This window comes from Pseudarthrobacter cellobiosi (genome assembly GCF_023913815.1).
Taxonomy (GTDB): Bacteria; Actinomycetota; Actinomycetes; order Actinomycetales; family Micrococcaceae; genus Arthrobacter; species Arthrobacter cellobiosi.
Genome location: NZ_JAMXBK010000024.1, coordinates 251,747 through 270,452, shown reverse-complemented (window position 1 = coordinate 270,452; position 18,706 = coordinate 251,747). Strand labels below are relative to the sequence as shown.

Annotated in this window: 17 protein-coding genes; 11 read left to right on the top strand and 6 right to left on the bottom strand. The window is 68.0% G+C overall.

All coding sequences use genetic code 11. The features are described from left to right. The first annotated feature begins 25 nt into the window (after positions 1 to 25). Positions 26 to 1,111 (top strand): inositol-3-phosphate synthase, encoded by a 1,086-nt coding sequence (locus tag NG701_RS11655; protein WP_104062587.1) that lies wholly within the window; start codon positions 26 to 28, stop codon positions 1,109 to 1,111. 116 nt (positions 1,112 to 1,227) lie between these two features. Here the strand turns inward: NG701_RS11655 and NG701_RS11650 are convergent, their stop codons facing one another. From NG701_RS11650 to mshA, 3 genes are all read right to left on the bottom strand, one after another. Next, positions 1,228 to 2,187, bottom strand: a complete 960-nt coding sequence (locus tag NG701_RS11650) for a DUF559 domain-containing protein (RefSeq protein ID WP_252567565.1) — start codon at positions 2,185 to 2,187, stop codon at positions 1,228 to 1,230. A gap of 146 nt (positions 2,188 to 2,333) precedes the next feature. After that, positions 2,334 to 4,022 carry a formate--tetrahydrofolate ligase gene (locus NG701_RS11645; RefSeq protein WP_252567563.1) on the bottom strand — a complete coding sequence of 563 codons (1,689 nt, stop codon included), beginning with the start codon at positions 4,020 to 4,022 and terminating at the stop codon, positions 2,334 to 2,336. 120 nt (positions 4,023 to 4,142) lie between these two features. Then, positions 4,143 to 5,417: a D-inositol-3-phosphate glycosyltransferase gene (gene mshA / locus NG701_RS11640; RefSeq protein ID WP_252567561.1), complete on the bottom strand. Its 1,275-nt coding sequence runs from the start codon at positions 5,415 to 5,417 to the stop codon at positions 4,143 to 4,145. A gap of 119 nt (positions 5,418 to 5,536) precedes the next feature. Between mshA and NG701_RS11635 the strand changes: the two genes are divergently transcribed. Continuing rightward, the gene (locus tag NG701_RS11635; RefSeq protein WP_308291982.1) at positions 5,537 to 6,061 is read left to right on the top strand and encodes a GNAT family N-acetyltransferase; all 525 of its coding nucleotides are present in this window, start codon (positions 5,537 to 5,539) and stop codon (positions 6,059 to 6,061) included. Here NG701_RS11635 and NG701_RS11630 read toward each other — a convergent pair. After that, positions 6,058 to 7,488: a family 4 glycosyl hydrolase gene (locus tag NG701_RS11630; RefSeq protein ID WP_252567560.1), complete on the bottom strand. Its 1,431-nt coding sequence runs from the start codon at positions 7,486 to 7,488 to the stop codon at positions 6,058 to 6,060. The genes NG701_RS11635 and NG701_RS11630 overlap by 4 nt on opposite strands. A gap of 70 nt (positions 7,489 to 7,558) precedes the next feature. Here NG701_RS11630 and NG701_RS11625 point away from each other — a divergent pair, with 70 nt between their 5' ends. The 6 genes from NG701_RS11625 to NG701_RS11600 all read left to right on the top strand — a co-directional run bounded on the left by NG701_RS11625 (position 7,559) and on the right by NG701_RS11600 (position 12,944). After that, entirely contained in the window at positions 7,559 to 8,650 is a 1,092-nt protein-coding gene (locus NG701_RS11625) for a carbohydrate kinase family protein (RefSeq protein WP_252567558.1), read from the top strand. Between the two features lie 62 nt (positions 8,651 to 8,712). After that, entirely contained in the window at positions 8,713 to 9,993 is a 1,281-nt protein-coding gene (gene alr, locus NG701_RS11620) for an alanine racemase (RefSeq protein WP_252567557.1), read from the top strand. A 17-nt stretch (positions 9,994 to 10,010) separates the two neighbouring features. Then, positions 10,011 to 10,589, top strand: coding sequence for a tRNA (adenosine(37)-N6)-threonylcarbamoyltransferase complex ATPase subunit type 1 TsaE (tsaE, locus tag NG701_RS11615; protein ID WP_252567677.1), 579 nt, complete (start codon positions 10,011 to 10,013; stop codon positions 10,587 to 10,589). Next, a complete protein-coding gene (gene tsaB, locus NG701_RS11610; RefSeq protein ID WP_056344197.1) occupies positions 10,589 to 11,260 on the top strand; it encodes a tRNA (adenosine(37)-N6)-threonylcarbamoyltransferase complex dimerization subunit type 1 TsaB in 672 nt (223 codons plus the stop codon). Before tsaE ends, tsaB begins: the two co-directional genes overlap by 1 nt. Before the next feature lie 2 nt (positions 11,261 to 11,262). Further along, positions 11,263 to 11,778 (top strand): ribosomal protein S18-alanine N-acetyltransferase, encoded by a 516-nt coding sequence (gene rimI / locus NG701_RS11605; RefSeq protein WP_252567675.1) that lies wholly within the window; start codon positions 11,263 to 11,265, stop codon positions 11,776 to 11,778. Continuing rightward, complete coding sequence (locus tag NG701_RS11600) at positions 11,775 to 12,944, top strand: tRNA (adenosine(37)-N6)-threonylcarbamoyltransferase complex transferase subunit TsaD (protein ID WP_252567555.1); 1,170 nt, start codon at positions 11,775 to 11,777, stop codon at positions 12,942 to 12,944. The genes rimI and NG701_RS11600 overlap by 4 nt, the downstream gene beginning before the upstream one ends. A gap of 85 nt (positions 12,945 to 13,029) precedes the next feature. Here the strand turns inward: NG701_RS11600 and NG701_RS11595 are convergent, their stop codons facing one another. Continuing rightward, the gene (locus NG701_RS11595) at positions 13,030 to 14,181 is read right to left on the bottom strand and encodes a glutamate--cysteine ligase (RefSeq protein ID WP_252567552.1); all 1,152 of its coding nucleotides are present in this window, start codon (positions 14,179 to 14,181) and stop codon (positions 13,030 to 13,032) included. 341 nt (positions 14,182 to 14,522) lie between these two features. Here NG701_RS11595 and NG701_RS11590 point away from each other — a divergent pair, with 341 nt between their 5' ends. Together NG701_RS11590 and NG701_RS11585 are read left to right on the top strand one after the other, a co-directional pair. Next, positions 14,523 to 15,971: a glycoside hydrolase family 3 N-terminal domain-containing protein gene (locus tag NG701_RS11590; protein WP_252567673.1), complete on the top strand. Its 1,449-nt coding sequence runs from the start codon at positions 14,523 to 14,525 to the stop codon at positions 15,969 to 15,971. A gap of 50 nt (positions 15,972 to 16,021) precedes the next feature. Next, positions 16,022 to 16,840 (top strand): shikimate 5-dehydrogenase, encoded by an 819-nt coding sequence (locus NG701_RS11585; protein ID WP_308291981.1) that lies wholly within the window; start codon positions 16,022 to 16,024, stop codon positions 16,838 to 16,840. A 27-nt stretch (positions 16,841 to 16,867) separates the two neighbouring features. Here the strand turns inward: NG701_RS11585 and NG701_RS11580 are convergent, their stop codons facing one another. After that, positions 16,868 to 18,097 carry a class I SAM-dependent methyltransferase gene (locus tag NG701_RS11580; RefSeq protein WP_252567550.1) on the bottom strand — a complete coding sequence of 410 codons (1,230 nt, stop codon included), beginning with the start codon at positions 18,095 to 18,097 and terminating at the stop codon, positions 16,868 to 16,870. 55 nt (positions 18,098 to 18,152) lie between these two features. On the opposite strand from NG701_RS11580, the gene NG701_RS11575 reads away from it, so the two are divergent. Then, positions 18,153 to 18,536: a hypothetical protein gene (locus NG701_RS11575; RefSeq protein WP_252567548.1), complete on the top strand. Its 384-nt coding sequence runs from the start codon at positions 18,153 to 18,155 to the stop codon at positions 18,534 to 18,536. Positions 18,537 to 18,706 lie beyond the last annotated feature (170 nt).

Sequence of the window (18,706 nt, the reverse complement as noted above, 5' to 3'; positions counted from 1 at the left end):
CTGAAGTTGTCTTCAAAGGAGTTCCGTGTCTGCAAATCCGATTCGTGTTGCCATCGTTGGTGTGGGTAACTGCGCCGCCTCGCTCGTCCAGGGCGTGCAGTATTACCGTGATGCCGATCCCCAGGCCACGATCCCGGGTCTGATGCACGTGGAGTTCGGCAAGTACCACGTCAACGATGTCCAGTTTGTTGCCGCTTTTGATGTTGACGGCAAGAAGGTGGGCGTGGACCTCGCCGACGCCATTCTGGCCAGCGAGAACAACACCATCAAGATCGCCGAGGTTCCCCCGACCGGCGTGACCGTCCAGCGCGGCCACACCCTCGACGGCCTCGGCAAGTACTACCTCGAGACCATCGAACAGTCCGCTGAAGAGCCCGTTGACATCGTCGCCGCGCTCCGCGAGTCCAAGGCAGACGTTATGGTCTGCTACCTCCCGGTTGGTTCCGAGGATGCTGCGCACTTCTACGCGCAGGCTGCCATCGACGCCGGCGTGGCGTTCGTCAACGCCCTCCCCGTGTTCATCGCCGGCACCAAGGAATGGGCCGACAAGTTCACCGCCGCCGGTGTCCCGATCGTGGGCGACGACATCAAGAGCCAGATCGGTGCAACCATCACGCACCGCGTTATGGCCAAGCTCTTCGAGGACCGCGGCGTCACGCTGGACCGCACGTACCAGCTGAACGTCGGCGGCAACATGGACTTCAAGAACATGCTGGAGCGCGACCGCCTGGAGTCCAAGAAGATCTCCAAGACCCAGGCCGTGACCTCCAACGTCGAAGCCGACATTGCGCCGCGCAACGTCCACATCGGCCCGTCCGACTACGTCCAGTGGCTCGACGACCGCAAATGGGCCTTCGTCCGCCTTGAGGGCCGCAACTTCGGTGACGCCCCCGTGTCGCTGGAATACAAGCTCGAAGTCTGGGACTCACCCAACTCCGCAGGCGTGATCATCGACGCCATCCGCGCAGCCAAGATCGGCCTGGACCGCGGCATCGGCGGCCCGCTGCTCTCCGCCTCGAGCTACTTCATGAAGTCCCCGCCGGAGCAGTTCAACGACGACCTCGCCCGTGAAAAGGTCGAGGCCTTCATCCGCGGAGACCTCGAGCGCTGACCCCGCGACACCCTGCATTGCGGACGCTCTCTCACTTTGGTGGGGGAGCGTCCGGCGTTTAACGCCCCTTGCGACGCTCTCTCACTTTTGGGGCGTTTCTGACGGACGCTCTCTCACTACATCGAGCGCGAAAAGCCGGACACGACGGCGGGATCCACCCAGGCGGACCGCAGCTCCCTTTTGATCATCCTGACGGCGCGTTCGAATCCGTCGGCCAGATGATCCTTATCGAAAATGAGGACCGTCCAGCCAGCGGCTTCAAAGGCTTTGTCCCGTCGCCGATCGCTGAGCCGCTGTTTGGGCACGAGGTGATGGCCGCCGTCGTACTGGATGGCCACGCGCCGATGGCGGTATCCCAGATCCGCCGACGGCGACAGCGGGTCTGCCTCGCGCAGCCTGAGCTGAAGCTGGGGCTCGGGGACCCCGGCGTCAAGCATTGCCAGCCGGAGCAGGGTCTCCGGGCCGGAATCCGCTCCCACGCGCATGAGTTCCAGGGCTTCGCGGGCGCGGACGATTCCCTGCAGGTTTTTGTGCAGATCCGTCAGGGCGCGCAGCTTCTCAACGGTGGCAAATGGTGCGTCGCGGCCTTCAAACTCCTGCCGGGGCAGCCGGATCAACTCATCACCGAGGCAGACGAGGTCCTTCAACGGCAGCACGCGGGCCATGTCCAGCCACGTGCGTGGCCGCGTGCTGATGCGGATTCCGTCAGCCGATTCGACCTCGTCATCAGCCGCGGTCACGGTATGCCCGATCACGCCTTTGCGGCGAACGCTCGGCAAGGACCGCGGTTTGCTGAGATGCAGTTCCGTGGAGTCGGAGAGCCACGGTGGAAGGCACGAGCTGCGAAGGCGTGCCGCCGTCACGTGCGAGATCCAGGCACCCGGAGTGGCTGCCGAGAGCGCACGGGCGGCAGCCTCAAGTTCGAAATCCCAGTCTGCGGGACGGTACAGTCCGCGGCTGACATGCGCGACGTCGGGCCGGAGGAGACGATTCCGAGGGACGCCTTCTGCTGTGGCGTCCGTGAGTGTGAACGGGCCGGATGCCAATGTGGTGGGAAGCGCAGTCTGCGTGTGCATACCGGCATTGTTCCTCAGAGTGGCCGGTGCCCGCAGAAGTTATCCACAGGTGAGAGAGCGTTGCCTGGAAAGGCCCCAAAGGTGAGAGAGGGTTCGTTGGAAACCCACCATATGTGAGAGAGCGTCCGGGGTGGGGGCGGGATAGGTCAGAAGAGGCCGACCGGGTTGCCGTGCGCGTCGACGTCCATGCGCATCGCGGCGGGCTCCTTGGGTAAGCCGGGCATGGTCATGACGGCACCGGTCAGGGCCACGATGAAGCCGGCGCCGGTCTTCGGAATGAGGTCGCGTACGTGGATGATGAAGCCCTTGGGTGCGCCCAGTTGCGAGGCGTCGTCGGTGAACGAATACTGCGTCTTCGCCATACACACGGGCATTCCGCCCCAGCCGTGCTTCTCAATGTCGGCCAGCCTTTTGAGTGCCGGCACCGAGAACTCCACGCCGTCGGCCCCGTAGATCTCCTGCACAATCGTCCGGATCTTGTCCTCCACCGACAGGTTCAGCGGATACAGATGCCGGAAGTCCGACGGCGCTGCCACGACGGCGGCGACCTTCGCCGCGAGCTCATCGCCGCCGTCGCCACCTCCGCCCCGGCCCCAGACGTCGGCGACCGCGGCCTGCACACCCTCCTGGGCGCACCAGGCGAGCAGCCACTGCAGCTCCTCAGGCGTGTCTGTGGCGAACTTGTTGATGGCCACCACCGGCACGATGCCGAACTTCTCGACGTTGTGCACGTGCCGCTTCAGGTTCCCGACGCCGGCGGCGAGCGCCTCGACGTTCGGCTCCTTTAGCTGGTCCTTCGGGACGCCGCCGTGCATCTTGAGCGCGCGGATGGTTGCCACAACTACGACGGCGGATGGCGCCACGTCAGCGATGCGCGCCTTGATGTCCATGTACTTTTCGGCGCCAAGGTCCGCGCCGAAGCCGGCTTCCGTGACCACGATGTCGGCCAGCTGCTGCGCTGTGCGGGTGGCGATGAGGGAGTTGCAGCCGTGCGCGATGTTCGCGAATGGGCCGCCGTGGACCAGGGCCGGCGTTCCGGCGATGGACTGGACGAGGTTGGGCTTGAGGGCATCCTTGAGCAGCATGGTCAGCGCGCCATGGACACCCAGATCCGCCACCGTGACCGGCTGGCGGTCGTAGCTGTAGCCCACAGTGATGCGGCCCATGCGCTCGCGCAGATCGTCCAGGTCCGTGGCCAGGCAGAAGACGGCCATGATCTCGGAGGCCGCTGTGATGTCGAAACTGTCCTGGCGCGGCACGCCCTGCGCCGGTCCGCCGAGGCCGATGATCACCTCGCGCAGCGAGCGGTCGTTCATGTCCAGGACCCGCTTGAACGTCATGCGCCGCGGATCGATGTTGAGCTCATTCCCCTGGAAAATGTGGTTGTCCACGAGGGCCATGAGCGCGTTGTTAGCCGAGGTGATCGCGTGGAAGTCGCCGGTGAAGTGCAGGTTGATCTCGTCCATGGGCAGGACCTGGGAATAGCCGCCGCCCGCCGCACCGCCCTTCATGCCCAGGATGGGGCCCAGGGACGGTTCGCGCAGCGCGATCATGACCTTGTGGCCCGCCCGTGCCAGGGAATCGGCCAGACCCACCGTGGTGGTGGACTTCCCCTCGCCGGCCGGGGTGGGGGACATTGCCGAGACGAGGACCACTTTCCCGGCGGTCTTTCCCGCGGGGAGCCGCAGCCGGGCGGGGTCGATTTTCGCCTTGTACCGTCCGTACGGCTCCACGGCATCGGCATTGATACCGGCCTGCTCCGCGATCTCCCCGATGGGCAGGATGGCGGCCTTTTGCGCGATCTCAAGATCGGTGAGGACCTTGTTTTCAGACATCGATGTCCTTTGGCTCTGTGCGGAACACTGTGCGCGACAATCTATCAGCCGACGGTTCAAAGATGAGAGAGGGTTGGGGGGAAACGGTTCAAAGGTGAGAGAGGGTTGGGGGGAAACGGTTCAAAGGTGAGAGAGGGTTGGGGAAGCGGGGATCAGCCTGCTGGCCAGCTGCTGTTCGACAGCGGCGTGGTAGGTCTCAAGCGTGATGGCGGCAGTGCGGTTCCACCCGAGGTTCTCCGCCCGGATGGCCGCGGCCCGCCCCATATCGGCGCGGGTGTCCGGATCGTCGTACATGGCTTCGAGCGCGTCCGCCCAGTCCGAGGCGTGGTGCCCGTCCACCAGCAGCCCGGTCCGGCCATGGCAGATGGCGCGGGACAGTCCGCCCACCCGGGTGCCCACCACGGGTGTCCCGCAGGCCTGCGCCTCGATGGCCACCAGCCCGAACGATTCGCTGTAGGACGGCATCACCACAACGTCGGCCGCCCGGAACCAGGACGCCAGGTCAGCCGCGATGACCGGGGGAAGGTGCGTGACGACGTCGTCCATTCCGGACTCTGCGATCAGGTGCCGGAGGTTGAAGTCCTTGTTGCCGCTGAGGGCGCCCAGGATGGTGAGCCGGAGGTCGATCTCGGGCCGCCGGGCGCGGAGCAGGGCCGCGGCCTTGAGCAGGACCTGCGGGCCCTTAAGCCGCTGGATCCGGCCGGCGAACACCAGGTGGAACGTCTCCGGTGAAACTCCCCGCTCTGCCCGGGACCGCGCGCGGAACGCGGGTGTGAACGTGCTGAGGTCAACGCCCGGCGGTGCCACATCGATGCGGTCGTAATCGGCACCGTAGTGGGACACCAGCTCTTCGGCTTCGGCGGTGGTGTTGGCGATCAGGCGGGCGGCGCCGTCGACGATCCGGTGCTCGCCCTCCTCTCGCCGCCGCGGCTCGGGCTGTTCGCCGGACTCCAGCAGGAGGTTCTTGACCTTGGCCATCGTGTGCATGGTGTGGACGAGCGGCACACCCCAGAGCTCCGAGAGCTCCAGTCCGGCGATCCCGGACACCCAGTAGTGCGAATGGATGACGTCGTAGCGGCCGTGCGGCTGGCGCTGTCGGATCTGGTCGATCTCCGCCACCATGCTGTGGAGCAGCGCCGGCAGTTCTTCCTTGGGGATCTTCCGCGGCGGGCCGGCCAGAACGTTGTGGACGCACACGCCGGGGTCCGGATGTTCGACGGCGGCCTGCTTGGCTGACGTGGAGCGCGTGAAGATCTCCACCTCCACTCCGGTCTCGGCCAGCGCCGAGGCCAGCTCCCGGATGTAGACGTTCATCCCGCCGGCGTCGCCGGAGCCTGGCTGCTCCATGGGGGAGGTGTGGAGGGAGAGTAAAGCGACCCTGCGGATCAATGTCATGGCTTCTCCTTCCCAGCCCTGGCGCGGCGCGGGCCCCGCTGTTGCCCACTCGGTAAAACACTACTCCAGCCCCTCCCGGGCGGCCTCCCGGTACTTGGCCGGCTGCTAACGTGGCGCGTGTGAATGCAGCAACAAATCCGCCCAGTTCCGCAGAATTCTCGATCCGCCCCGCCACGGCCGCCGACTGGCCCGGCATGTGGGCGGTGCTGGAGCCGGTCATCCGGTCCGGCGAGACATTCACCTGGGACCAGGACACAACAGAGGCCGACGCCCGGGCCCGCTGGTTCAAGGACGCCCCCGGCCAGGCGTTTGTGGCAGTGACGGCCGACGGCGGCGTGATCGGCACCGGCGAGCTGCACCCCAACCAGGGCGGCGCCGGCAGCCATGTGGCCAACGCCGGCTACATGGTCCACGGCGGCCACGGTGGCAAAGGCGTGGCACGGGCACTGTGCGCCTACTCCCTGGACGCGGCACGGGATGCTGGCTTCCGGGCCATGCAGTTCAACGCCGTGGTGGAAAGCAACGTCCGCGCGGTGGCCGCCTGGCAGGGGATGGGCTTCGAAATACTCGGCACCATCCCCGAAGCGTTCAATCACCCGACCCTCGGATACGTGGGTCTGCACGTGATGTACCGTAAGCTCTAGCCGCGCCAAAGCCCGCGCAGCCTAGGGAAGGCGTGCTCGTAGCCGGCCAGCAACTTGGCACCGAGAGCGGGGGAGTCCACCAGGGGATGCCGGCTGAAAGCGTCGACGGCGGCCGCCCGGTCTCCGTGCGTCGCTGCCCGGACAGCGAGCCGCTCCACCTCCTTGACCCTTTGGAGGAGGGTGAGTTGCTCCGGTCCCGGGGCTGACTGCGCAAGCGGCACGGCGCCGTCGGGCGTTACGGTGCAGGGGACCTCGACGACGGCGTCCGCCGGCAGTCCCGAAATGGCCGGTTCCGGCGTGGTACTTCCGGAGGCGGGCGCCCCGCCAGTACCGGTCGGAAGCATGTTGGGTGTATTGAGGATGAGTTGGGCGTCCCCGGCCCCCGCCAACGCGCGCATCACGGCCAGGGCGACGCGTTCGTAGCCGCCGCCGGCGAGGTCGTCCTCGTCGCGCTGCTCACCGTGGGTCCGCGCCTCGGCGAGGTAGCCTTCCTCCCGCGAGCGGCGGGCGGCGTCCCACAATGTGTAGGCATCCGCCCCGGCTGAGGCGAGCAGCGGGTACAGCTCCGCCTGCTGGTGGTGGATGGACTCGCCACGCGTCTGGGCCATGGCGCGCATGGCCGCGACGGCGCCGTCCCGCTGGTAATAGTAATAGAGGTACTCGTTGGGCAGGGCGCCAAGGTCCTGGAGGAACGGCTGCGGGAAGAGCCGGCCTTCCTCGAAGGTGCTGAGGGCAGCGGCGTCTGACAGCAGCGCGGGCAGCAGATCCCCGCCGCCGGACTCCAGCCGGTGGAGCCAGCCCAGGTGGTTCAGCCCGTAGTAGCCCACGCCGTCGAGCGTTCCGTCCGGCAGCGGCAGGCCGGCCGCCCGGGCCGCCCGGTGCACCAGCCCGCCCGCGGAATCGCAGATCCCGATGACCCGCCGGCCAAGGACCGGCAGCAAGGCTTCGGTGACCATGCCGGCCGGGTTGGTGAAGTTGATTAGCCAGGCGTCCGGGCAGAACTCCCCCATCTGCCGCGCCAGGTGCAGCATCTCGGGGATGGTGCGCAGGGCGTAGGAAATGCCGCCCGCGCCGGTGGTTTCCTGGCCGAGCAGGCCAAGGTCCTGGGCCACGCGTTCGTCGTTGATCCGGCCGGCCGTGCCGCCGGGACGGATGGCCGCGAACACCAGGTCTGTACCCGCCAGGGCCTCCGGCAGGGACGTCGTGGTGCGCACGGCGGGCGGCTGGACACCTGCGTTCGGGCCGGAGTGAGGGCCGCCGTCGGATTCCGGCATGGCGCGCAGAACCGCGGTGATGGCGCTCAGGCGGGCGGGATCGACGTCGAACAGCACCAGTTCGCTGACCAGCCCCGCAAACGCGCCGGACGCCAGCGCCCGGTAGACAAGCGGAACGCGGAATCCGCCGCCGCCGGCAATCATAAGCCGCATAGTCAGCAGTCTAGGGGGCCGCCGGGCGCGCCCCTACCGTGGGGCCGCGGCAGGGCGTAGTCTGCCGGACATGGACGCCATCCCGGACCGCCGCTTCGATCCGCTCTCAACCGTCCGCACACCGTCCGACGGCGGGTTCGACCTGCTGCTGGCCGGCACGGTTTTCCAGGACATCATCTTCACAGGGCTGCCGCACGCGCCCGAGCCCGGCACGGAAATCTGGAGCGAGGGCATGGGCAGCTGCCCCGGCGGCGTCGCGAACCAGGCCATTGCCGCGGCGAGGCTGGGACTGCGCACGGGACTGGCTGCCGCCTTCGGGGACGACGGCTACGGCGACTACAACTGGAAAATCCTGGCCGGGCAGGAACACGTGGACCTGAGCCTGTCCCGCCGCATCCCGGGGTGGCATTCCCCGGTCACCGTCTCGCTCAGCGTCCACAACGACCGTTCCCTGGTGACTCACGGCCACCCGGCCCCCGTGACGTCGTCGGAACTGATCGGTTCGCCGCCCACTGCGCTCGCCGGCATTGCCGCGCTCGACGAGGAGATTGAACCTTGGGCCGTGGCCGCGCACCAGGCCGGCGTGAGACTGTTCGGGGACGTGGGCTGGGACCCCAGCGGGAAGTGGTCACCGGTCCGGCTCGAGAACCTGCAGTATTTCCACGCCTTCCTGCCCAACCAGCGCGAGGCCATGGCCTTCACGGGGAAGGACAATCCGTGGTCCGCGCTGTATGCGCTGGCGGACCGCGTGCCCGTGGCCGTGGTGACACTCGGTGCGCAGGGTGCCATGGCCGTGGACTCGGAAACCGGTGAGGAGGAGTGGGTGCCGTCGTTGCCGGTGACTGCCTTTGATCCCACCGGAGCCGGCGACTGCTTTGATGCAGCGTTCATCGTGGGCAGCTTGGCCGGCTGGCCGCTGGGAAACCGGCTCCGCTTCGCCAACCTTTGCGCCTCCCTGGCCGTACAGGAAGTGGGCGGATCGCTGGCAGCGCCCGGCTGGGGAGACATCGCGGACTGGTGGAAGCGGGCCAACTCCCGGCCCGAACGCCAGAGCAGCCAGTGGCTCCGCCGCTTCGGTTTCCTGGCGGACATTATCAGCGACGTCCCGCTGGCAGCGCAGCGCCGCGCCACCGCCACCATCGCGCACCTTTCCGACGCCTGACGTCCTGAGCCGGAACGCGGCGCGATTATCCCGACCTGAGCGCCCGCACTAGAATCACTAACGTGACTTATCCCGTAACAACCGGTGACTTCCGCGCGGCCTCAGGACCTGATCCTCTGTCCGAGCGGTCCGCCGTCATCGACCTGGACGCCGTCCGCCATAACGTGCGGCGGCTGGCGGACGCGGCCTCACCCGCCAAGGTCATGGCCGTGGTTAAGGCCGACGCGTATGGACACGGCGCGGTTCCGGTGGCCCGGGCCGCCCTCGAAGCCGGCGCGTCCTGGCTGGGCGTCGCGCACATCTCCGAAGCACTGGCACTGCGGGCCGCGGGCATCGACGCCCCCTTGCTGGCCTGGCTGCACACGGCCGAAAGCAACTTTGCGGCGGCGGTGGCTGCCGGCGTCGACATCGGCTGCTCCGGCTGGGAACTGGACCGGATTGTGGCCGCCGCGCGTGACCAGGAACGTCCCGCGCGGATCCACCTGAAAGTGGACACGGGCCTGGGCCGGAACGGCGTAGCGCTCGATGCCTGGGACCAGCTGCTGGGCGAAGCCATGGAGTACCAGGACCAGGGCCTCCTGCGCGTGGTGGGCATCTTCTCCCACCTGTCCGTGGCGGACGAACCCGAACGGCCGGAAACCGACGAACAGTTGGCCGCCTTCCGCGAGGTGCTGGCCGTGGCCGAGGACGCGGGCGTGGACCCCGAAGTCCGCCACCTGGCCAACACCCCGGCCACGCTGTCCCGCCCCGATACGCACTTTGACCTGGTCCGCGTGGGCCTGGGCATCTACGGCCTCTCGCCCTTCGAAGGCCAGACGTCCGCCGAACTGGGCCTCCGGCCTGCGATGACCCTGCGCACCCTGGTGTCCCAATGCAAGCAGGTCCCCGACGGGCAGGGCGTCTCCTACGGCCTGCGCTACCGCACCAGCGGCCCCAGCACCCTGGCGCTGATCCCGCTGGGCTACGCCGACGGTGTGCCCCGCATTGCCACCGGCGGTCCCGTCCGGGTGGCTGGCCGGACCTACCCCGTGGTGGGCCGCATCGCCATGGACCAGATGGTCATCGACCTCGGCAACATCGGCCCCGCCGGCGCGGAGCTCTTCGGCGCCGAGGCGGTGCTGTTCGGCGACGGGGACGACGGCGGGCCCACGGCGGATGACTGGGCGATCGCCGCCGGCACCAACAACTACGAGATCGTGACCCGGATCAGCCCGCGCGTGCCGCGCCGGTTCATCAACGACAGTCCCGCCGTCGAGCCTTCCGGCAGCCGCCCAGCCGGCGACGCTCCTGGCGCCGGGCGTTCTGCCGTTGGCAATCCCGACGCCGGGCAGGCAACACCGTGAGCGTGCTCCCGGCAGAGATGCCAACCTGGGAACAGACGCTGAGAGTCACGACGGCGGATGAGACGCATGCGCTCGGTGCCGCTGTAGGGGCGGAGCTTCAGTCCGGGGATCTGTTGGTGCTGACCGGCGAGCTGGGCGCCGGGAAAACCACCTTCACGCAGGGGCTCGGCGAAGGCCTGGGCGTGCGCGCGGGAATCATCTCGCCCACGTTTGTCCTGGTCCGCATCCATCCAAACCTGCCCGACGGCCCGCGGCCCGGTGGCCCGGACCTGGTGCACGTGGACGCGTACCGGCTGGGATCGGCGTCGGAAATTGACGATATTGACCTGGAAAACACGCTGGACTCGTCCGTGACCGTGGTGGAATGGGGGCGCGGCCGGGTGGAGCACCTGAGCGAGAGCCGGCTGGAAGTGGACCTGCACCGGGCAATCGGGCTGGACGCCATAGGCGCCGCGGAACCAATGCCCGGCCACACCGAAATCCTCGACTTTGACACCGAGGACTTCGACGAACCCCGCACTATCGTGCTGCGCGGGTTTGGTCCCCGCTGGAGCACCAAGCCTGCTCTGGGCGGCGCCTTCGAAGGGACACCCTGATGCTCATTCTCGCCATCGACACCTCCGCCGTGGCCAGTGCGGCACTCGTCTCGGACGACGCCCTCGAAGGCGTGGTGGCCAGCTTCTCCACCGAGGACACGCGCAGCCACGCCGAAGTGCTTGCACCCGGCATCGAGGACCTGCTGGCCTCTGCGGGCGTCACCGGCGGGGACATCGACGCGATCGTGACAGGCGTGGGCCCCGGCCCGTTCACCGGCCTGCGCTCGGGGATCGCAACCGCCCGGACGCTCGCCTTCGTCTGGGACAAACCGCTGTACGGGCTGATGAGCCTGGACGCCGTGGCACTGGAAGTGGCTGAGTCCACCGATGCCGCGGCCGAATTCCTGGTGGTCACGGACGCCCGGCGCAAGGAGGTCTACTGGGCGCGGTACAGCCTCGCCGACGGCCAGTTGCCGCAGCTTGAGGACGGCCCGCACGTCAGCTTCGCGGCCGACCTGCCGGACCTCCCGGCCTACGGCGCCGGCGCCGGACTCTACAGTGACGTGCTGCGCGCAGACCCCGGCTTCAGCAACGAACAGCCCGACGCCCTCTACCTCGGACAGTTCGCCTTGGCCCGGCTCGCAGCCGGCGGGCAGCTGCTCGACTCCACGCCCCTGTACCTCCGGGAATCGGACGCCCAGGTCCCCGGCCCACGGAAGCGGGCCCTGTGAGCATGCCGACCAGCGCTGACGGAGTGGTTTTCCGGGACATGACCCTGGAGGACGTGCCCGCCGTGGACGCCCTCGAACAGCGGCTGTTCCCGGCGGACGCGTGGCCGCTGCACATGTTCCTGTCCGAACTGTCCCAGCCGGAAACGCGCCGCTACCTGGTGGCCGAAAGCGGCGGGGACATCGTGGGCTACGCCGGCCTGATGTGCATCGAGCCCATCGCGGACGTCCAGACCATCGCCGTCGTGCCTGAATTCGAAGGCCAAGGGATCGGCTCAACGCTCCTGACCCGGCTGATCACGGAAGCCCGGCTCCGCGGGGCCGCGGACGTCCTCCTCGAGGTCCGCGCGGACAACCCCCGGGCGCAGCAGCTGTACGTGCGGTTCGGCTTCGAACAGATCCACGTCCGCCGGGGGTATTACCGCGACGGCGTCGACGCCCTCATCATGCGGCTGCAGCTGGCCCCCGAAGCCGATCCCATAACCCAATCCGATGCCACCACAGAAGCAGGCCAGGCATGAACCGCTCGCAGCCCCTGGTGCTGGGCATCGAATCCTCCTGCGACGAAACCGGCGTTGGCATCGTCCGCGGTACCACGCTGCTCACCAACACGGTGTCCTCCTCGATGGACGAGCACGTCCGCTTCGGCGGCGTGATCCCCGAGATCGCCTCCCGCGCGCACCTTGATGCCTTTGTGCCCACGCTGCGCCAGGCCCTGGCCGACGCCGACGTAACGCTGGAGGACGTGGATGCCCTTGCCGTCACCTCCGGGCCCGGGCTTGCGGGCGCCCTGATGGTGGGGGTCTGCGCCGCGAAAGCCCTTGCCGTGGCCACCGGCAAGCCGCTGTATGCCATCAACCACCTTGTGGCGCATGTCGGCGTCGGGCTGCTGGACGGAAACCCCGACGGCGGTGCTGCCGCCGGCCGCGTGGCCGGCCGTTCCGCCGGCGCTGCGTCCGGGCTTGCCGCAGGGCTCGGCCACGCCCGCCGTCTCCCGGAAAACCTGGGTGCCCTGCTGGTCTCCGGCGGGCACACCGAGATCCTGAAGATCAACAGCATCACCAGCGACGTCCAGCTCCTCGGCTCCACCATCGACGACGCCGCCGGCGAAGCCTACGACAAAGTGGCCCGCATCCTGGGCCTCGGCTACCCGGGCGGCCCGGCCATCGACAAGCTGGCCCGCAACGGCAACCCCAAAGCCATCCGGTTCCCGCGCGGCCTCAGCCAGCCCAAGTACATGGGCACCGCCGAGGAACCGGGAAAACACCGCTACGACTGGTCTTTCAGCGGCCTGAAGACGGCAGTGGCACGGTGCGTCGAGCAGTTCGAGGCCCGTGGCGAAGAGGTGCCGGTGGCCGACATTGCCGCAGCCTTCCAGGAAGCGGTGGTGGACGTGATCACGTCCAAGGCCGTCCTGGCCTGCCGCGAGCACGGCATCAAAGACGTTCTCTTGGGCGGGGGAGTGGCGGCCAACTCCAGGTTGCGGGAACTCACCGGTCAGCGCTGTGCGTCAGCTGGAATCAAACTCCACGTGCCGCCGCTGGACCTGTGCACGGACAACGGCGCCATGGTGGCGGCCCTCGGTGCGCAGCTGGTGATGGCCGGGATCGGGCCCAGCGGCATCCGCTTCGCCCCGGACTCCTCGATGCCGGTCACCGCGGTGTCCCTCCCCGCCTTCGGTGGTTGAGCCTGTCGAAACCCACTTGCTCTATCAGTTGTGGTCCCTAACCCACAGGTTTAGCGACTCGAACTGATAGAGCAACGGGGGGGATTTACCCCGTCGGCCCGTTCCGCATCTGCTTGACCAGGTCCAGCACCACGGCCTGCAGGTCGCCGCCGTGAGCGGCAGCGACGCGGCGCTGCCGCTGGTACCCGGCGCCGCGGCGGATGATCTTCTCGACGTCGGCCAGTTCGTCGGGGCAGCCGAGTTTCGCGGCCACCGGCTCAAGCCGGTTCAAAGTCTCCAGCAGGTGGTCGGTGACCAGCTGTTCGTTGCCGGCGGCGTCGAGGATGATAATGGCCTCCATGCCGTAGCGGGCGGCCCGCCACTTGTTCTCCTGGACGTGCCACGGCGGCATCGTGGGGATGGTGCCGCCGTTGTCCAGCGTGGTGGAGAACTCGTCCACCAGGCACTGGGTGAGCGCGGCAATCGCGCCCACTTCCTCCAGCGTGGCCAGGCCGTCGCAGATGCGCATTTCGATGGTGCCGAGGTTGGGAACGGGCCGGATGTCCCAGCGGATCTCGGACAGGGTGTCGATCACGCCGGTGGTGAACATGTCCTGGACGTAGGACTCGTATTCGTCCCAGGACGGGAACTGGAAGGGCAGGCCCGCCGTCGGCAGCTGCTGGAACATCAGGGCCCGGTGCGACGCGTAGCCGGTGTCCTCGCCGCCCCAGAACGGGCTCGACGCCGAGAGCGCCTGGAAATGCGGGAAGTAATTGACCAGGCCGTCCAGCACGGGGAGTGCCTTTTCGCGCCGGTCCAGGCCCACGTGGACGTGCACGCCGTAGATGACCATCTGCCGGCCCCACCACTGGGTGCGGTCGATCAGCTTGGCATACCGGGCCTTGTCCGTCACGGGCTGCAGCTGCGGCGGGCTGAACGGGTGGCTGCCGGCGCAGAAAACCTCCACGCCCATGGGATCGGTGATTTCGCGCACCGCGGCCAGGGACCGGCTGAGGTCTTCCTTGGCTTCGGCGGCAGTCTCGCAGATGCCAGTGACGAGCTCCACGGTGTTGAGCAGGAGTTCCTGCTTGATGTGCGGGTGTTCGTCGTCTTCGTTGAGTTCGGGGTGCTTGGCAACGACGCCGCTGAGTACTTCGTTGGCCACTGATGCCAGTTCGCCGGTCTGGCCGTCCACCAGAGCCAGCTCCCATTCCACACCAAGAGTTGATTGCTTCGATGAAGCGAAATCAATCTTCATGCGTTCCCCTAACTGTTCAGACATCCCTGGGCACGCGCCGCATTCAAGTCTAATGCAGGGGTAGCATCGTCTTGATGGCCTTGTTCCTGTGGACCCGTGACAGTATTCACAAAACCACCCTCCTTATTGCGGCCGCTGCCGTGGCCGCCCTGACTGCCTGCACGGCAGTTCCCGCCACCGCCCCGGCGACCTCCGGCCCTGCGTCCGCCTCAACCCCGGAATCAGAGCGGCCGACGACGGCACCACCGTCCGCTTCTCCCTCACCTGACCCCGGGCTGCGGCCGCTGGGCTGGGGCCCCGAACAGCGGGACCAGAGTGTTGCCGCCGCCACAGTGGCAGCGATGTCGGTCGAGGAGAAGGCCGGGCAGGTGCTGATGCCCGTGTACACCGGGACCGACTCCGAAGCCCAGGCCGCCACCATAGAGCGCCTCCATCTGGCCGGGTCCATCATCATGGGCGACAACGTCCCGCTTGACGCGCGCGGTCAAGCGGATCCGGCTGCCATGACTGCTGTCAACGCCCGGCTGGCCCAAGCCGCCACGGCTGACGGCAGGCCCTGGCCCGGGCTCATCGGCGTGGACCAGGAGGGCGGGATTGTGGCGCGGCTGGGTGCGCCCCTGACCGAATGGCCAACGGCCCTGAGCTACGGGGCTGCCGGCAATGCGCCACTCGCCAAGGACGCCGGCCGCGCCCTGGCCGCGGAGATCGCGTCGCTGGGCTTCACCGTGGACTTCGCCCCCGATGCGGACGTGACCATCGGCCCAGCGGATCCCACCATCGGTGCCCGGTCAATGTCCGGCAACCCGGACGCAGCGGGAGCGCTGGCGGTGGCGTTTTCCCAAGGTATGCAGGAGGCCGGCGTCCTGCCCGCCGTCAAGCATTTCCCCGGCCACGGCTCCGTCACCGTTGACTCGCACCAGGACCTCCCGGTGCAGCCCGCGGGCATCGCGGAACTCGAAGCCCGGGACTGGAAGCCGTTCCGGGCGGCCATCGCCGCCGGTATGCCCATGGTCATGACCGGGCACATCGCCGTACCGGCCCTGGAACCCGGCGTCCCGGCGTCGTTGTCCGGCCCCACCTATGCTGCGCTGCGTGGCATGGGCTTCAAGGGTGTGGCCGTGACCGATGCCCTCAACATGGGTGCCGTCCAGAAGCAATACCCGGGTGGCTCCGCAGCAACGGCGGCGCTCGCCGCGGGCGCGGACCTGCTCCTGATGCCCACGGACGTGGGGCAGGCCCACGCAGCCATCGTGGGCGCCGTGGCCGCCGGAACCCTGCCTGCGGCACGCCTGGACGAAGCGGCCAACCGGGTGGCCACCATGCTGACTTGGCGCGGCCGCATCGCCCCGCCGCCGGGAGCTGCGCCCGAGGGAACCGCCCCCGGCAGCGGCGCTGACATCTCGGCGCGGGTCTCCGCGGCCGCAGTCACCGTGCTGTCCGGACACTGCAGCGCGCCAATCGTCCAGGGAAGCCTCCGGATTGCCGGCGGATCACCGCAGGACAGGGCACGGTTCGAGGCGGCCGCAGCGAAGGCCGGGCTCGGCACCGGGGCGGGCCCACTGGTCAGCCTCATCGGCTACGCCGGCCGGCCGGTCGGCGGCGATGTCGCCGTCGCACTGGATGCGCCCTGGCCGCTGCAGGATTCCAGCGCGCCGGTGAAAATCGCGCTGTACGGCCGGACGCCGGGTGCCTTTGACGCCCTGGTTGCCGTGCTGGCAGGCAAGGCGGCTGCCCCGGGGAAGCTGCCCGCCGCCGTCGGAAGCTATCCGGCCGGGACGGGCTGCCCGTAACTTGGGCGGCAACATATCGCCGAATCGGTCAACGGCGGTTTAATGGACAGGTGCCCATTCTGAACAAAGACATGACCTTGTGTATTTCGCTGTCGGCCCGGCCCAGCAACAACGGGACCCGGTTCCACAACCACCTCTACGAGCAGCTGGGCCTGAACTGGATCTACAAGGCCTTTGCCCCCACCGACCTGGCCCAGGCGATCGCCGGCGTCAGGGGCCTGGGCATCCGCGGTTGTGCGGTGTCCATGCCGTACAAGGAGGACGTGATGGCGCTCGTGGATGAGCTGGATCCCTCTGCCAAAGCCATCGATTCGGTCAACACAATCGTGAACACCGACGGGCGTCTGTTGGCCTACAACACCGACTACACCGCCATCGAGCAGCTCCTCGCAAGCAACGCCGTGCCCACGGACTACTCGGTGCTGGTCCAAGGCGCCGGCGGCATGGCCAAGGCCACCGTCGCGGCCCTGCGCGACGCCGGCTTCACGGACGTCACCGTCATCGCCCGGAACGAAGACACCGGCAGGGCGCTCGCAGAGCAGTACGGGTTCCAATGGCGGGCAACGCTCGACGGCGGCACGGCGGACCTGATCATCAACGTCACGCCTATCGGTATGGCAGGCGGCCCGGAAGTGGACTCGCTGTCCTTCCCGGAAGATGCGATCGCCGCAGCCAAAGTGGTGTTCGACGTCGTGGCGCTGCCTGCGGAGACGCCGCTGATCAAGGCGGCCCGCGCCGCCGGGAAACAGGTCATCACGGGGGCCGAGGTGGCCACCATCCAGGCGCTCGAGCAGTTTGTGCTCTACACGGGCGTCCGGCCCACCGACGAGCAAGTCCGGGCCGCCGAGGACTTTATGCGCGCCCAGTAAGGCCCGGCCGCAGAAGGCTTCGCTGCTTCAGACTGGTTCCACCGAGATGGCCACCCGGTCCTCCCCAATGCGGGTCAGGACCAGGGTGGCTGTTTTTTGTCCGGCCTTCTTACCGGCTACCTTGCTTCCGGCGAACAGCTGCTTGCGCAGTTCCTCCGGGGTTACCGAGGTGCCGCGCTTTTTGATGTCCAGCACCGTGATGCCGTTCTCCTTCACCCAGGCCTTGAGCGCCTTGACGTTGTACGGCATCACTTCCAGGACCTTATAGGCGCGGGCGAACGGCGTGTCCACCAGCTCCGGAGCGCAGATGTAGGCGATGTGCTCGTCCAGCAGGTGCCCGCCCAGTTGAAGCGCGACGTCGGCCACCAGGCCTGCGCGGATCACCGCACCATCGGGCTCATACAGGTAACCCTCTGCCGGACCCACCGGCGCGGCCGGACCGCCGTCGAAGTCTTCAGTGCTGGTCAGTTCGGCGGCACCCTGCGGTCCGAGCAGCAGCGCCGCGCGGCGGATTCCGGGCCGGCGCACGGAGTTGAACCACAGGGCCACCTCGGTGACGTCGCCGCCCACCGATACCCACTGCGCCTCGCAGCCGGCGGGAACTGATTCGTGCGGCATGCCGGGGCCCATCTTGACGCCAACGGCGCGCCCGGTGGCGGCGAGCGATTCCACAAAGGACAGCGGCGGTGAAAACGCCTCAGGATCCCAGATCCTCTTGGTACCCGAGGTGGAGGTGACCCGGCGTGCGGGATCCAGCCAGACGCCGTCGACCCCCTCCAAAGGGACGGTGGTGGCGTCCGAATGCACCACCGTGGCGTTGGGGAAGGGGATGAGGTTGACCGTGGCGCAGGCGGCCGTGGTTTCGTCCATTTCCACGGCCGTGACCGTGATGTCCATCGATGCCAGGGCCAGGGAGTCCGCGGCAAGGCCGCACCCGAGGTCGGCCACGTGGCGGACTCCGGCCTGCGCAAAGCGCTCGGCATGCCTGGCGGCAACCGTGAGACGGGTGGCCTGTTCCAGCCCGGCCTGCGTGAAGAGCATGCTCCGGGCGAACTCCCCGAACTTCAGCTCAGCCTTGGTGCGCAGCCGGGACTGGGTGAGGACGGCAGAGACCAGCGCGGGGGAGTGTCCAGCCTTGCGGAGGGCCGCGTTGAGCTCAAAGGCCTTGTCCTCGCGGTACGGGCCCAAGGACGCCAGGAGCTCCCAGCCTTCGCTCGTGAGCAGTGGGGCGATCTGGTCCTGCGGTGCTTGAGCCATGGGTTCAAGCCTAATGGAGGTGGCCCGGCGGCCAGATCCGGCTAGGGTTGAGGGCATGGAAGACAGCGCAGGCACCCAGCCGTCCGGACTACCCCAGGCCAGCAACCCGGACCTGGTGAAGTTCGCCCGCCCCGCGCTGATTGCAGGATCCGCAGTGGCCGTGGTCTGCGTCGCGCTGCTGGTAATCATCTTCTTTCTGGACACGTTCAACGCCACTGTGTATTCCGTGGGCGGCAAGAACATCCAGGACGCCACGGATGAGGCGCAGGAAATCCGCGGCCTCTACGCCGGGGCGCGCGTAGGCGGCATCATCCTGCTGGTGGTCTCGCTGCTGGCTGCCGTGGGCGGCGCCGTGGTGCTGTACTTGCGGCGGGGCACCGTCAGTGAAGGGGACGACGGCGACGAGGACGTCGATCTCGAGGACCTCACCGGCCGGTAATGGCTGTTCGCCGGAGACATAATTCTGGCACTCGCCTTGACCGAGTGCTAACCAATACATAGAGTCATCATTAGCACTCTCCCTAGGAGGGTGCTAACACATGAAGAGCTGCCAGCCAGGCTGCTGCCGGCACCGCGACGACGGTTTGCCAGCCACGGCGAAGCAGCTCA